Source organism: Parabacteroides sp. AF18-52 (assembly GCF_003479145.1).
Classification (GTDB): domain Bacteria; phylum Bacteroidota; class Bacteroidia; order Bacteroidales; family Tannerellaceae; genus Parabacteroides; species Parabacteroides faecis.
The window spans coordinates 1-15,454 of record NZ_QUGR01000015.1; the positions used below are offsets into that span (position 1 = coordinate 1).

Below are 15,454 nucleotides of genomic sequence, written 5' to 3' on the forward strand. Positions count from 1 at the left end.
GAGAATTCATCGGAAAACAAGCCACCCTGGCTAAATGGATGGATATAAGTGCCAGTACACTGAGCCGCTTATTAAAGAGAATGAACTATCTTGGACTGGTATCCCTCCAACATGTCATCGGTGGAAGCCGCATCTGTCTGACCGGTTACGATGAATTTACTTTTGTACCTACCGAACCGGAAACCGGAAGAAAGGAAAAGAATGACGTCCCTAACAGTTCAGCGGCAGTCCAAATGGCAGAAGCCGAAGCGAAGATGGGAGGACGAAGCATGCAGGATTCTACAAACTTACCTAACTAATGACGATTATGGAAGCAATAGAATCTGTACACCAGGTGGAAGAAGCGGTGATTTGTACACTCCTATCTTCCGAATCTGCCATATGGCAGGTGGCTCCGGTACTGAAACCGGAGATGTTCAGCGATCCGTTGTTGTCTTTTGTTTACTTCGCAATCTGTTCACTGAACAGCCGGGGTGAAAAAGCGGATCTGGTGACTACTGACATCGAGATGCGGTGCCTGAATGAAAAACGTTGGAAGGAGATGAACGGGATCACGGTGATCAATGCGGCCATGACGCAGATACGGCATACCGGAAATCTGAAACAATATGTCGAAGAGGTGAAACGGCAGTATATGCTTCGTTTGCTCGCCACGCTATTCTCTACGTTGCAAACAAAAGCCAACTGTTTCGATTCTTCTTATATGGCCCTTGTTGAAGAGGCAGAATCGTCATTAATGGCACTGCGGGAAACCGGTATTGCAGGCAAACAGATCTGCCGGATCGGTAAAACGGCCAATGAAGTCCTGAAGATGCACCGCGACAGGTTGGAAAGCGGTATCGATAATATGTGTGTCCGGACGGGTATCGAGGAATTCGATTACGTGACCGGAGGCCTTTACAAAGGGGAGCTTACTGTTGGAGCGGGACGTCCCGGTGACGGTAAAACGGCTGTTGCCATGCAGATTGCCATGAATGCAGCCCTGGCAGGAAAGCATGTTTGTTTCTTCAGCCTGGAGATGACGGCTTTGCAGACGATGAACCGCTTGTTTGCCGGTTACGGGGGGGTGGATGCCAATCATTTGCGTATCGACGGGGCTAATCCGGCGGATTTGACGAAGATGGAGAAAATGGCGGATGAGTTCCAGAACCTGCCGTTATATTTTGACCATACCTCCGCGAACAGCGTGGAAAATATCCGTGCCCAGGTGATGCTTCAGAAACGTAAAAATCAATGTGACCTGGCAGTGGTCGATTACCTCCACATGATGAAAGTAGAGAATCATGGAAAGGAGACGATGGACCAGATGATAGGGCGCAATATACAGGGATTGAAACAACTGGCGTTGGATGCCGATATTCCGATACTCGTTCTTTCGCAGATGAACCGTAACAGTGTGAACCGGACGGATAAAGCTCATATCCCAGACCTGCATGACTTGCGCGACTCAGGTGTGATCGAACAGGTAGCGGATTGTGTGTACTTCGTTTATATACCGGAACGGAATGGAATCGAAAAGGATGAGATCACCGGAGAAAGCCTGCATCTGGTAGGGAAATTATATATCAGGAAAACACGTAACGGGTCAACCGGGATTGCCCGTTATCGCTATAATGAGAGTTACACCCGCATCACGAACTATAATACCGGCAGACGATCATGACAAAGTTGGAGATAGAACAATTGAAATCGTCTGTCTGTATCAAGGAGGTAGTCGAGGGGTATGTGACGCTGGAGCGGAAGGGGAATAACTATATGGGACTTTGTCCGTTTCACGAAGATCATCATCCGTCGTTGGTGGTGAATCCTGAAAAACAAACTTTTCATTGCTTTGCCTGTGGAGAGCATGGGGATGCGATCGGGTTTATACAGAAGATGGAACATTGCACTTTTATGAGTGCAGTAGGGAAATTGAAAATAAATGAGAGAAAGGTAAAGCCTGTCGACAAGAATAGCGACGCGAAGCAACTGTCAACTGTCACTTGTCAACTTTCAACTGAAAAAAACTTGCAGTTTTTTTCCTCCCTTCTGCCTTATGCTTGCGGTAACTCAGAATTGACGCCTGCGTATCTTGATTTTGAAGTAGGACAGTCTCCTGTGAACGTTCCGAAGGAATGGTATGCCATGCGTAACCGTGTCATTTTCCCGATCCGTAACGAAGCCGGACAGCTGATTGCTTTTGCTGCCCGCAAACTAACGGATGGCAATCCGGATGAACCGAAATATATCAATACTTCGACAGACAACGGATATAAAAAGAGCGAAAACCTGTATGCCCTTTACCGGGCAAAAGAGGCTATCATCCGACAGGGCTTCGTTTTTGTGGTGGAAGGTTACAAGGATGCGATCGCCATGCATGCAGCAGGTTTCACCAATACGGTTGCTTTATGCGGTACGGCACTGACCACCGGACAGATCGCTTTGCTGCAAAAATATACGAACCGGATTTGCCTGTTACTGGACGGGGATAAGCCGGGACGGGAGGCGGCACGTAAAATATCTTTGTCGCTCGATCCGGTTTCGATGGAGGTACAGACGATCTTTCTGCCGGAAGGGGAAGATCCCGATTCTCTCTTTCGCAGATGCGGCAAAGAGGCGTTTGTTTCCCTGATCGGCAGGTATCAGTCGAAGCCTCATTTATCGGAAGAACTGTTGTTGACGGCTTGCCTGTTGTTTCAGGATACTTATTATATGTTCAAAGGTTCGCTCTGTCTTTTTACGGAATTATTGAACAGCATTCTCCGAACGAACGACCTGCTTTTGGAGAATAAAGAGAACCGGGCGATATTGACTCATTTGGCGGAAGGCCATCCGGAGTCGGATTTATCACCGGTATTGAAAAGGGTTACGGATGAGTTGCATGCGGAATATGACCAGGCGATCTATCAGGAAAAGGAGCAGTTCGGCTCACTTTATCCCGAGGCTGCCAATGTGATGGAGATGTTTCTGATCCGGTTATTCTTTTTGTATACGGAAAACCGTATCCTACGGGATATACAAAAACAGGTTCGCTTGTTATTGGAAACTGTTCCCGAAAATAAAGAGAAACGCCTCGCCATTCTTATCCATATTGCTAAACGCCGTGAACAGTTACGGCATGTCTCGGAGAATCTGGATAGGCCCGGGGCAGTAATTATGCCAATATGCCAATGGGGATGGCAATAGATTCAGTATTTATCAAAATTGAATGTAGTGTCGCTGGTAGGGGCGGGGTCTGCCCGCCCTTCTCCATCGGTTGTTATATTATTGTCGCAAAGGGCGGTTAAACCCCGCCCCTACAAAACCTGTCATTTGGGTTCAATATTTTCTATTATTGCTACATTGGCTCAAATCTTTCTAATCAAATAATAAATGAAATTTATATCTAAACTAATTATTGGGGGAGGTATTTTACTGCTTCCCTGGAATACGTATGCTCAGTTTACCAAAGGACTGAGTTATCAGGCAGAGACTGGCGTCAGTTTTAGCGGAGGGGAACATACTCCTTTCTGGCTGACAGCGAACAAACAAGGGCTTTCCTCTATCGAAAAGAATAACGGTTATCTGCGTGCCGGGATTTTCCGGGATATGGAAGAGGATAAACGCTTTTCGTATGCTTTCGGGGCGGATCTGGCTGTAGCCTATAATTTTACGTCGACATTCATTATCCAGCAATTATATGCCGATTTGAAATATCGTTGCCTGGGACTGAGTATCGGCAGCAAGGAACGGTATAGTGAATTTAATAATCCGCTTTTAAGTAGCGGGGGATTGACGTTTTCGGGGAATGCTCGTCCTATTCCACAAGTGCGTATCGGTATTCCGGAATATACTGTTGTGCCGGGGACAAAAGGGTGGCTGGCCTTCAAAGGACATATTGCTTATGGTATGTTTACGGATGATGGTTGGCAGAAGGATTTTGTAGCTCCGGGAAATAAATATACGGAACATGTGCTCTATCATTCCAAAGATCTGTATGTGAAGGTTGGTAATCGGGAAAAATTCCCACTGATCTTTGAAGGAGGACTGGAAATGGCTGCTCAGTTCGGAGGAAATGCATTTATTGGGAATGAAAAGATAGATATGCCGAATGGGATAAAGGATTTCTTTAAAGTGTTTATTCCGAGCGGAGGTGGTAGTGAGACTCCAACGGGGGAACAAACGAACATTTATGGAAATCATTTAGGTAGTTGGAATTTTTCACTCACCTGGTATGCTCCGCAGGACTGGACGGTTCGCCCTTATTATGAACATTATTTTGAAGATCATTCACAAATGTTCGGGGAATATGGCTGGAAAGATTGTCTGGCTGGGATAGAAATAACATTTCCTAAAAATCCTGTCGTTAGCAGTTTTGTTTACGAATATATATCAACAAAGGATCAGACTGGTCCTGTTTATTGGGATCATACGTCGGAAATACCGGAGCAGGTAAGCGGTAAAGATAATTATTACAACCACTATATCTATACCGGTTGGCAACATTGGGGAATGGGGATCGGAAATCCTTTAGTGATGTCTCCTGTTTATAATAATGATGGAGAAATTATTTTCAAAAGTAATCGGATGCAGGGACATCATTTTGGAATAATAGGAAATCCTTGTGCCGATCTGCAATATCGTATTCTCTTGTCAGTTACTCGCAACTGGGGTACTTATGATTTACCTTTTTATGAGATCAAAAAGAATGGAAATGCTTTAGCCGAATTAAAATATACTCCCCATAAGTTGAAAGGCTGGGATTTTACCGCATCGTTAGGGCTAGACCGGGGTGCTATGTTGGGGAAAAGTGTTGGTGGTATGTTAACAATCAGAAAAACAGGATGGATACGATGAAAAGATATATAATAGCCGTGCTACTAATGTTGATAGTTAGCGCTTGCGGGAAAACACCGATTAATGGAGATTTGGATGGTCGTTGGCAGATCATGAAAATAGAATATGCTTCCGGAGAAGAAGAAACACCGGAGCGGGCTTATTATAGTGTGGCATTGCATACGATCAACCTGATGCAAGTTGATGTTACTAGCCAGACAGGAAATATGGAATATACCGAAGATTCGCTATTTGTGGTCATGCCCATCAGTAAGGTTGAAGATTTATTGCCTTTTGGTATGAACGATACGGAGCAACGTTTCGGAGTAAAAGAATTAACGTCGAAACATCTGATATTACAATCGGATTATGCCCGGTTGGAGTTCCGGAAATTTTGAGAATAACAAAAAACAAATAACAATATGAATACCGTAATCAGAAATGTATTATTAGGGGGATTGCTGTGGCTGGCTGTACCATTGGCGGCACAGGTCCCCCAGGAGTTGATAGACAAAGCAAAAGCCGCTGGTATGACGGAAGATCAGATTCGACAGGAGATAAATAAGCGAATGGGGCAATCGGGAGCAGAACAGGCAAGCACCAAAGCCTCAGATGCAGTAGTTTCTGACCGTGTCGTCACAACAAAACCAGGTAAAGACAGCATCTCTCCGGAAGAACAACGCCAAATGAATCTCCCGGAAAACGATTTGAAGCAAACTGTTTTCGGACGGGAAATCTTTTCAAATAAAAACCTGTCTTTTGAACCTGATTTGAATATACCCACTCCCAAAAACTATGTTTTATCAGCAGGAGATGAATTACTGATCAATGTCTGGGGCGATTCCGAATTGAACCTGAAACTAAAAGTCTCTCCGGAAGGGACGATCCTGATCCCTAACCTGGGGCCGGTATCCGTTAGCGGACTAACCATTGAAGCTGCGGAAAGCCGTATCCGTCAGGAACTGGGACGTATCATGGCTACCTTATCCGGTGATACAGATGGCGGTAATACGTTCGTATCCGTCAGCTTAAGTCAGATACGTAGTATCAAAGTCAATATTGTCGGAGAAGTCGTTGCTCCGGGGACATATACCTTGCCTTCTTTTGCCACCCTTTTCAATGCATTGTATGCAGCAGGTGGGGTAAATGAGATCGGTTCTCTTCGCAATATTAAAGTGTATCGCAACAGTAAAGAAGTTGCACAACTCGATGTATACGATTACTTGTTAAACGGAAAATATAAAACTAATATTCGCCTGGAAGAAAATGATATGATTATTATCCCTCCATACGATCAGCTGGCGGTAGTACAAGGTAAAGTAAAACGTAACCGCATTTTTGAAACAAAAAAGGGAGAAACTTTACAGCAAGTGTTGAACATGGCAGGAGGCTTTACCGGGGATGCTTATACAAAAGATGTCCGTGTAAAGCGTAAAGCAGGCAGCCGGTATCAGATCGCCACTGTTACGGAAGATAAATATCCGACCTTTACCATGATGGATGCGGACTCTCTGATGGTCGACTCTGTTATTCCTTTCTATGAGAATCGTCTTACTATCACAGGAGCAGTCTGGCGTCCAGGTGAATACGAACTAAGTTCAACTGTACATACCGTAAAAGAACTGATCAAACAAGCTGCCGGACTGAAGGGAGACGAATTTGCAGGTCGTGCCCAGATCACCCGTTTGAATCCGGATTTTACGACAACTGTTATTGCTGTGGATATCCGTGGTATACTCAACGGTTCATCTCCGGACATAGAACTCAAACCGGAAGACCAACTCAACATACCGTCTTTGTTCGATCTTCGTGAACCTTATACGATCAAAGTAAGCGGAGCGGTCAACTATATAGACACGGTACTCCCCTATCGCAACAGTCTGACGATAGAAGATGCTATCATCATGGCTGGCGGTTTGAAAGAATCGGCAGCTACAGTCAATGTAGAAGTAGCCCGACGGATCAAAGACCCGAAAGCAGAACAGAACAGTAATATCACAGCCAAAGTATTCAATTTTACACTAAATGATGATCTGGGATTAATTTCGGCAGACGGAACAACTTCTGAAAATGTTTTTACTCTTGAACCGTTTGATGAGGTATATGTGCGTTTCTCTCCGGGTTATCAGGTACAGCAGGTAGTAAAGGTAGATGGAGAAATCACTTTTGCCGGTGATTATGTATTGGCCGAAAAGAATTCCCGTCTGAGTGATATCATTGCTAAAGCCGGAGGAATAACCCCGGATGCTTATGTAAAGGGAGCCAGTTTGAAACGTAAACTGACAGATGATGAAATGCGCCGTCTTGAAACTTTGATGGAATTGAGTTCTAATAAACAAAGCCGCGACTCGGTTGGATTATCGTTGGCAAATATCAAAGATTATTCAGTCGGCATCGATCTGGAAAAGGCATTGGCTCATCCGGGAAGTGCACATGATGTAGTACTTCGTGATGGAGATAAGCTCTATATTCCACAATTGCAAAGTACTGTGAAGATCAATGGAGCTGTTACTTACCCGAACAGTGTCACTTATACTAATGGCATGTCAGTGGGTAAATGTCTGTCTCAGGCAGGAGGATATAATGATATCGCCCGTAAATATCCGATCGTGATCTATATGAACGGAAAGGTAGCAACCACGAAAAAGACTTTTATCTTCTTCAAACGTTATCCGAAGGTAGAACCCGGTTGTGAAATTGTAGTTCCAACCAAGACACAGCGCGATCGGAAGACCAGTCTGGCGGAAGTCTTGAGTATTGCCAGTTCAACGACTTCGATGGCTGCTATGGTAACTTCTATTATTAATTCAATGAAATAATATAGCAACATGGATACAATTCAAATGAATACTCCCGATGCGGATAATACCCAGGAGATAGACTTGATTGAACTAGCCAAACAACTGTGGGGAGAACGTAAATTCATCTTTAAATGTTGTGGAGTCGCGATTGTTGTCGGACTTGTTGTTGCTTTCAGTATTCCGAAAGAATATAGTACAACTGTAAAACTGGCTCCCGAAACCTCAGACCCAACAAAAAAAATGGGAAACTTGGGAGGATTAGCAGCGATGGCAGGAATTAATCTGAATACATCTTCCGGAGCAGATGCCATCTCTCCAGATTTATATCCGGATGTGGTCAGCAGTACTCCCTTTTTACTAGAACTATTCCCCATACAGTTTACAAATGAAACTGGAACACTCTCCACTTCTTTATATGAATATATGGACAAACACCAAAAAAGTACATGGTGGAATTTTGTTTTACAAGCGCCATTCAAGTTACTAGGAGTAGTGAAAGAATTGTTTTCAAAAGAGGAAAATAAAAAGAATGAAAATGAATTATCATCTTTTCACTTAACCCAAAAACAATCTGCAGTTATTAGTGCTTTGCAAAAACGTATATCAATATCTATCGATAAAAAGACATCGGTTATTACCGTATCCGTTCAGATGCAGGACCCATTGATATCAGCTAACGTTACACAGGTCGTTTTGAATAACCTTCAGAGTTATATCACCAGTTACCGTACCCAGAAAGCCAAACAGGACCTGGAGTTTACTGAAAAAGTATTCAGTGAAGCACGCGAATCTTATTACAAAGCACAACGTGCGTATGCAGCCTTTGAAGATGCCAATAAGAACATCATCTCCGCCAGCTACCGGACAGAACAGGAACGGCTAAAGAATGAGATGACACTGACCTTCAATGTCTACAACACATTAGCCCAGAAGCTGGAACAGGATAAACTTCGGGTACAGGAACAAACGCCGGTTTATACCGTCATACAGCCTGCCACTGTCCCATTGAAAGCGGCATCTCCAAAGAAACCGCTGATATTGATCGGCTTTGTATTCTTAGCCATCTTCGGTGCTATAGGATATTTATTCATCAAAGACCTCTTCAAACCTAAAGAAGAAAATGAAATATCCAATAATGAACCAATATGGCAATAGAATGACTCAGCCATTACAGGTTCATTTGCCGTTGGTTTTAACCAACGGTTTACAGATTGTATCCCTTTTTTGGCTTTAGCCGCATTTCTCTTAAATAGTGAGACTGTTTAAAATGGGACTAAAGTCCAAAGAGAGAGATCATTTACTAATCCGTCAGTTAAAACTGACGGCAAATGAACCTGTAATTAGGCATGTTTTATTTATGACTGATGGCTTACTCGGATAGTTCAATTATTTCTATGCTCTACTGCGAAGCCCAACTGTCATCTGTCACTTGTCAACTGTCAACTAAAAATGTTTCACATTTTTATGTCCCTTCGCGATCTTTACCATTCTTATAATTACTTTGTAACTGAAGAATCCGGCTGTCTGCTGGTTGGCTTCAGGGAAGATTCTGTAACTTTCATTGTGAAAGAGATATGGAATAAAGAACCTCTTTGCCTGGCGGATGTGGACGGTCTGTACGCTGAAATGCAACAGGTCGGAGAAATGTGCAGCTGCAACCAATTCCGCATCCTGGCACATGGCGGATACTTGCCGGAGGCTCTTTCTTTCGAATTGCATGGTTTGACAGTATCCGACGAAAGCTATCTGAAAAGCCTGGAAAGCGGAAAACACATCGAACTCTTCTCCCATAATGAAGCCGCTTACCGAGCTATTGAAGAAGGCTTTCAAAAGAACCGTATCGGAGCTGTCGTGCAGGCTACCGGAACAGGTAAATCCTACCTGATCGCACGTTATATCATCAATCATCTGGAAGATACGATCCTCGTCATTGCCCCTAACGTGACGATCATTGCCGAGATCGAAAAAGCGGTCGGAGGAACCATGCAGCATGTGACCTACCGCACTTTCCAGGCACTGGTCCTGAACAAGGCTGACAGCGAACAACTCAAAGCGGACCATATCATTATCGACGAGTTCCATCATTTCGGTGCGGAGGTATGGGGAAAAGCCGTACAGGATGTGATCGATGCCAATCCGGAAGCCCGTGTATTGGGAATGTCGGCCACCCCGATACGGCCTGAAGAGATGCTCGACACTGTAGAGGTCTATTTTAAAGGCAACCTGTTCCATGAGTTATCCCTCTCGATGGCCTGGTATTACAAAATCCTGCCTGTCCCTGTTCTCGTACAAAGTGTGTTCGACCTGAACAATCAGTTGGATAAGGTGCAGCAGCTACTGAACCGGAGCGACTGCACCTCCGAAAGAAGGCAACATATCCAGGAAAAGATAGATTTCGCCCGCCTGGACTTCCGCGGTTCATGGAGTGCTTCGGAACTGATCAGGCGGTATCTGCCGAAAGAGGTCAAAAAGATGCTTGTCTTCTGCAAGGATAAAGAGGATTTGAAGAATATGATCCCCGAAGTATCCCGCTGGCTAAACCAGGCAGGACTCGAAACGGAAACATTCGAGATCCATAACGGACAGAGCAATCGGGCCAACGAAAAAATACTCCGGAATTTCCGGCAGGACACAGGTAAACTGCATGTCCTTTTCTCTATCAATATGCTGATCGAAGGACTGCATGTGGAAGGGGTGGATGCCGCCATGTTCCTGCGCCGGACAGAATCGTACGTAGTTGCCCTGCAACAGTTGGGACGCTGCCTGAAAGCCGGTTCCAACCATCACCCGGTCGTGCTCGACTTTGTCAACAACCTTTCCGGACGTTCCGTGTATGAAGTGATGACGAGAGACCTGGCTTACCGCCCGGCCATCCGAGCACCGAAGACATTCAAAGGATATACCGAGTTTCAGGTGACCGGATTCCTGTCGGATATCCGCGCCCAGGTGGATGATATGCTGGCCGAACTGGATGCCTGGCCCGTCATGTACGAACGGTTGGTCGAATTCAAAGAACGGGAAGGCCGGTGGCCGCAGGCTGCCGAAGGGAAACTGGGCAATTGGTGTAACACGCAACGGATCGCGTATAAGAAAGGGACGTTATCGAAAGATTATATTTCGCACCTGGAACAGATCGGTTTTGAATGGGAGGTACAGGACAGCCGGTGGATGAGTTGTTTCGAGGAGCTGAAAGTCTTTATGGCAAAAGAACACCGTTGTCCCAAGCGGGGTGAACACAAACTGAATACCTGGTGCAACACTCAACGGCAGGCACGTAAAAAAGGTCTGTTGCCGAATGAAAGGATCCGCTTGCTCGATTCGATAGGCTTCTGGTGGGAACAGGACCTGGATTCGTTATGGATGGAGAACTGGCAGCAGGTACTTACCTATTATAAAAAGCATAAACGCTGGCCGAAAAGCAACGAAGGGAAAGCCGGTGCCTGGTGTAACACCCAACGAAAAAACCGGAAGCAAGGTCTGCTTTCGGCTGAACGCATCGCCCTGATGGATGCCGAAGGTTTCATCTGGACCATCGACGACGTCTGGATGGAGAACTATGGAAAACTACAACAATTCTTCCTTGAAAACGACCGTTGGCCGACCGCCCGTGAAAACAAACTGGGCAGCTGGTGCTTCGTACAACGGAGAGCCTTGAAAAAAGGCGAGTTATCCCCTACCCGCAAAGATCTCCTGGACAAGATCGCATTCCCCTGGACACTGAAATAAAAAACGGGAAGCCGCCGCTGCAGCTCCCCGCTTTCTAATAAACTACATAAAACACTTAAAAGAACAAACTTCTATTTTAGAATGCAACACCGAAGCGTACGCCCCAGTTATTTATACCGTCCATGGTATAAGTCAGGACTTTGCTTTTGTTTGTTGCATAGTTGTAATAAGCGGCTACATGTAAACCGAATTTCTTTTCCGGAGTAAAGAAGATATTCATACCGACTTCGGGAGCTACATAGAATCCCCACTGGCGGTCGTATACTTTCATTACATTCATATAAGTCGACATTTCGCTGTACTCGGCACCTAACTTAGCCGATACATAAGGTTCGAACTGACCTTCGCGGGTAAAGCTGTAACGGAATGCCGCACCGAAAGGCAACTGGAACAAAGAATGCTGCTGGTCGGAAGTGATTGCAGATGTTCCGCTGATATCGAGTGTCTGACGATCAATATATTTATTGTTCGTATGATAAGAAATGAACGCACCTACTGCGAAATTAGGAACTACATAATAACCGGCTTCACCATGAGCACCCCAACCGCTTGTCTTATCGGCAAAGTTGTTTCCGAACGGAGTGTTAAGATCCCAGTCAATATTAAAATACATGTTGTTTACAACCTGGGCGCCAGCCAGTGAAGGAATCGCTAAACAGGCGATAAGTAAAGCGACTAATTTTATTGATTTATTTATCTTTTTCATAAGACTCAAATTTTACTGATTCGCGTTTAATTATTTCCTGATATATGGTGATTGAACAAATGCCTGATCAATCGCACGGATTGATAACTGAGTATCGATCTTATCCGAACCGGACAATAAACCTGCCATATAAGCAGTCCAGACAACCGGTAATTTAGTATCTGCTGTTTTGGGAGTCGGAGATTTCAAATCTACCATTTCAGCAAGCAGTGAACCTACGCTATAGCTGTAAACAACAGGGTACGGATAATACCAATCGTGCCAGTCGTAACCCCATGTCGGTCCCCATCCCGGTCTCCAGTAATTAGGTGCCCAATATCCTGGGTAACCCCACCACCAGTAGTTGTTGTTATAATCATTATACCAATTTGTAAAATAATTTACATTTTCTACAAAAGAAACCTGCAAACCGAGATCTGCATCTTCTTTATCCATTGTGCGTGTATAACCACGACTTTCCATATTGCCGATCACTGTAGAAATAATATTATCAGCTTCTGTTGCTGTCCAGTACTGAGGTTTTTCACTACTACCGATTACCAACACGCTATCAGGTACATAGAATGTGGTGAACGATTTGAAATCCGTTTTGCTATCATGGTTTGTGTACACCACGAAATCATTATCCAGCTTTGACATATCCGGATCTTTCTGACAAGACGCCAGTAAAAGGATCAACAAGAAAAAAGGAATAATCTTTTTCATCTCATTTTAACGTTTAAAACAGTTTATACTATTATTTGTGCTTATATATAAGTTACACATGAAACAGCAAATAATAAAAAAAGGTTCTCTTTGATGTTATTTTGGCCGTGTTAATTAACTTGTTGTAAGACTTATGAACGCTCGTAAACGATAGTTAACTACGAATGAAAATATTGAATAATAAAGGTCTGGAAAGATAAATGGATGACCCACACGGTGTTTTCCGTCTGCGTCATCCACTTTTTTCAATACGGACTTTTTTAGTCGTAAACCTTAAGACTTTGCTCTACCACCCGTACGGGACCGACCAGTCCGGCAGGCTGAAGGGGAGAATCTTTCCGATGGTAACACCATATATAAAAGGCTTTCCGTTCTTTGGAAGGGCGAGGTTGTTTCCGGATGAACCAGTCCGGGAATGCTTTCATTGCCCTCCCCTTTTCTACGCCACGATCTTGTCCCCATTCAAAATCGGCCGGGTACTGTTCGTCTCCGATCAGACGGTTTGCCCAATTGTTGGTTACCGCTATTTCCAACCGGTTACTTCCGGGTTTCAGCCATGAGGTAATATCTGTCTGATAAGGAGGATACCACAGGACACCGGCATTTTCTCCATTGACCTTTACTTCCGCGATATCGTTCAATTCACCTAAATCGAGGATGATCCGTTTATTCCCGCCTATCGAGGAAGCATCGACTTCGATCTCTTTTGTATAGGTCGCCGTACCGGAGAAATATTTTATCGAAGGATCCGGATGACGGCTAAAATCGGATAACACTGAAAAATCCTGCTCGAAAGCGGCATCCAGCTTAGGCTCGAACCGGACTTTCCAATTTCCTTCCAGCACACGGCCGGACTCCTGTATTACATCGACAGCCGGTAAAACCAAATCCGGATAACCGCCATGCTTATTTTTCGGGAAAACAACGAAGACGGATTCATCCGGGTGAAGGGCCAGATCGACATAAGTGGAATCGCCCGACTCTTTCCAGTCATGTACCCGCCGGATAATCCCCCGGTCGGCATACCATAATTCGGGAATCCTGTTTTTCACCCCAAAGGCAAAACGGCCATTCAAATCCGTGTCTGCCGGATTGATAACAAAATAGATCTCTGCGTCCGGCATGCTCCGGTGCAGCACATTCTCCTTCGTGGAAACAAAGGCACTCTCTTGCAACAACATCTGGCAACGGGCGAGATAAGTAAAATAGGCTTTTCCCGGTTTGATCCAGGTTTGGTTCCTCCCAAAATGAGTACCCCACCAGCCCATGCCCATACCCGGCTGATACTGGTCGTCAAAAGGCTGATGAACCCAATGATGCAAGAATAACAGGTTCACTCCGGAAAGGAAACTGCCGTCCGTCGAATGTTTCAGGAAAGCCGGATCTTCCGTATACTGACTGATCTCCGGACGTCCGGTAAATGCCTCGGCACCAACCAATCTTTTTCCGGCCTCCTTTGCGCCATTCGTTATTTCCGGAGAAATAGCCCCATCCCCGCCGGTCCAGAATTCTCCCATAGGCAAATCCGGGATCGAGACACATTCCGCCGTATTAAAAGGCCCGTAGTAAGGCTCCCAATAAAACTGCAAACCGGCTTTATTTATCATTTCTTTGGCTACCTTCCAGCCATTGTCGACATACAAACGGTTGACGACCTCTTTAAAATCTTCGTCAAACTTCCCGATCTGCTCATTTTCTTCAGAGGATTGTTTCAAGGCGATCCACGGAAGCGGGTCGTATCCTTTCTGCCGGATAAAGTCATCCCTGAATCCGGGTGTCCAGTTCTGGTCGCCCGCTTCATAACTGTCGATCAGGATATGGGTGAAAGTCGTACCTATATAATCGTGCAGATGTTCGACCAGAGGGTCCAGGATATTTTGCCAGTGATACAGGCTTTGTTCTTTGCTCATCTTGTCCGCTTCAAGAACTTTTCCGATCAGGTCGTCCGGCAGCGGGTGCGGGTTCGCCATCGTCGGGGCATGCCCGATACGATAAACGGTCCATGTTCCCGCCGGAGCATTCCATTTCAGTAAACCATTTGCATCCATGGAACCGGATATGTCTATCACTTCACCGACCGCCGCATTCTTTTTATCCGGAACAGCCATGACGGTGATATCCCGGTAATAGGTAGCCTGTTTGTTACTGGCCCCCCACCCTTTATACACCGGTAATTCAGGTTTCTCCAAAGAGAACTCGACCAGCCGGTCACCTGTTATCTTCGTCTGGCTGGAGACTAATGTCTGCATGCCTCTTTCCTCGGTGATCCAGGGACCTCCGGTCGTCGAATATCCCGGGGTATTCTGCATACCCAGCTTCAAGCCCAGACGTTTTGCTTCTGAAGCGGCATGTTCCAGGGCTTCCCAGTAGGCTTCACTACGGTATGTCTGTTCAGGCCAGGGATTATTCTCTATCGGGGCCTGCGATTCCTGGACGGCAGAAGTCAGGTTGAAGATAGTCGCGCCTCCGATACCTGCCTCCTTCATGGCTTCCAGGTCTTTGGTTATTCCTTCCTTCGAGAAATTACTGCCCATCCAGTGCCACCAGACATAGGGGCGATAATCCACAGGCGGCTGCCGGAACATACCGGCAAGTTCTTTGATCGTTAAGTCCTTTTCCTGCTGCCGGTGGCCGGAAGCGGAACAGGAAGATAATAAGAATGATACTGATAGTATATATATAAGTTTATTCATAAGTGCTTCTTTCTGTTGATTATGAAAAA

10 protein-coding genes and 1 pseudogene are annotated in these 15,454 nt (G+C 45.2%); 8 read left to right on the plus strand and 3 right to left on the minus strand.

What is annotated here, in order from left to right:
• The 8 genes and pseudogenes from DWX23_RS24900 to DWX23_RS19555 form a co-directional block, all read left to right on the plus strand.
• Positions 1 to 299 (plus strand): annotated as a pseudogene (locus DWX23_RS24900) (MarR family winged helix-turn-helix transcriptional regulator); the annotation flags it as partial.
• Positions 300 to 307: 8 nt separating this feature from the next.
• Positions 308 to 1,663 carry a DnaB-like helicase C-terminal domain-containing protein gene (locus DWX23_RS19525; RefSeq protein WP_122375745.1) on the plus strand — a complete coding sequence of 452 codons (1,356 nt, stop codon included), beginning with the start codon at positions 308 to 310 and terminating at the stop codon, positions 1,661 to 1,663.
• Positions 1,660 to 3,165: a DNA primase gene (locus tag DWX23_RS19530; protein WP_122375689.1), complete on the plus strand. Its 1,506-nt coding sequence runs from the start codon at positions 1,660 to 1,662 to the stop codon at positions 3,163 to 3,165. Before DWX23_RS19525 ends, DWX23_RS19530 begins: the two co-directional genes overlap by 4 nt.
• Before the next feature lie 186 nt (positions 3,166 to 3,351).
• Complete coding sequence (locus DWX23_RS19535) at positions 3,352 to 4,815, plus strand: capsule assembly Wzi family protein (protein WP_122375690.1); 1,464 nt, start codon at positions 3,352 to 3,354, stop codon at positions 4,813 to 4,815.
• Positions 4,803 to 5,192 carry a lipocalin-like domain-containing protein gene (locus DWX23_RS19540; protein WP_122375691.1) on the plus strand — a complete coding sequence of 130 codons (390 nt, stop codon included), beginning with the start codon at positions 4,803 to 4,805 and terminating at the stop codon, positions 5,190 to 5,192. Before DWX23_RS19535 ends, DWX23_RS19540 begins: the two co-directional genes overlap by 13 nt.
• 24 nt (positions 5,193 to 5,216) lie before the next feature.
• On the plus strand, positions 5,217 to 7,613 hold the full coding sequence (locus DWX23_RS19545) for an SLBB domain-containing protein (RefSeq protein WP_122375692.1): 2,397 nt from the start codon (positions 5,217 to 5,219) through the stop codon (positions 7,611 to 7,613).
• A gap of 9 nt (positions 7,614 to 7,622) precedes the next feature.
• Positions 7,623 to 8,750 (plus strand): Wzz/FepE/Etk N-terminal domain-containing protein, encoded by a 1,128-nt coding sequence (locus tag DWX23_RS19550; protein ID WP_122375693.1) that lies wholly within the window; start codon positions 7,623 to 7,625, stop codon positions 8,748 to 8,750.
• 309 nt (positions 8,751 to 9,059) lie between these two features.
• Positions 9,060 to 11,321, plus strand: coding sequence for a Helicase associated domain protein (locus DWX23_RS19555; RefSeq protein WP_122375694.1), 2,262 nt, complete (start codon positions 9,060 to 9,062; stop codon positions 11,319 to 11,321).
• A gap of 76 nt (positions 11,322 to 11,397) precedes the next feature.
• Here DWX23_RS19555 and DWX23_RS19560 read toward each other — a convergent pair whose 3' ends face one another.
• The 3 genes from DWX23_RS19560 to DWX23_RS19570 form a co-directional block, all read right to left on the minus strand.
• Positions 11,398 to 12,027: an outer membrane beta-barrel protein gene (locus DWX23_RS19560; protein ID WP_122356246.1), complete on the minus strand. Its 630-nt coding sequence runs from the start codon at positions 12,025 to 12,027 to the stop codon at positions 11,398 to 11,400.
• Between the two features lie 30 nt (positions 12,028 to 12,057).
• A complete protein-coding gene (locus DWX23_RS19565; protein WP_122356244.1) occupies positions 12,058 to 12,732 on the minus strand; it encodes a DUF4136 domain-containing protein in 675 nt (224 codons plus the stop codon).
• A 260-nt stretch (positions 12,733 to 12,992) separates the two neighbouring features.
• Entirely contained in the window at positions 12,993 to 15,425 is a 2,433-nt protein-coding gene (locus tag DWX23_RS19570; RefSeq protein WP_122375695.1) for a glycosyl hydrolase, read from the minus strand.
• Between the last annotated feature and the right edge of the window lie 29 nt (positions 15,426 to 15,454).

Bases quoted from the DNA above. Each gene is read 5' to 3' on its own strand.
- DWX23_RS19560 (WP_122356246.1), bottom strand. From the start codon at position 12,027: ATGAAAAAGATAAATAAATCAATAAAATTAGTCGCTTTACTTATCGCC.
- DWX23_RS19525 (WP_122375745.1), top strand. From the start codon at position 308: ATGGAAGCAATAGAATCTGTACACCAGGTGGAAGAAGCGGTGATTTGT.
- DWX23_RS19550 (WP_122375693.1), top strand. From the start codon at position 7,623: ATGGATACAATTCAAATGAATACTCCCGATGCGGATAATACCCAGGAG.
- DWX23_RS19545 (WP_122375692.1), top strand. From the start codon at position 5,217: ATGAATACCGTAATCAGAAATGTATTATTAGGGGGATTGCTGTGGCTG.
- DWX23_RS19565 (WP_122356244.1), bottom strand. From the start codon at position 12,732: ATGAAAAAGATTATTCCTTTTTTCTTGTTGATCCTTTTACTGGCGTCT.
- DWX23_RS19540 (WP_122375691.1), top strand. From the start codon at position 4,803: ATGGATACGATGAAAAGATATATAATAGCCGTGCTACTAATGTTGATA.
- DWX23_RS19530 (WP_122375689.1), top strand. From the start codon at position 1,660: ATGACAAAGTTGGAGATAGAACAATTGAAATCGTCTGTCTGTATCAAG.
- DWX23_RS19570 (WP_122375695.1), bottom strand. From the start codon at position 15,425: ATGAATAAACTTATATATATACTATCAGTATCATTCTTATTATCTTCC.
- DWX23_RS19555 (WP_122375694.1), top strand. From the start codon at position 9,060: ATGTCCCTTCGCGATCTTTACCATTCTTATAATTACTTTGTAACTGAA.
- DWX23_RS19535 (WP_122375690.1), top strand. From the start codon at position 3,352: ATGAAATTTATATCTAAACTAATTATTGGGGGAGGTATTTTACTGCTT.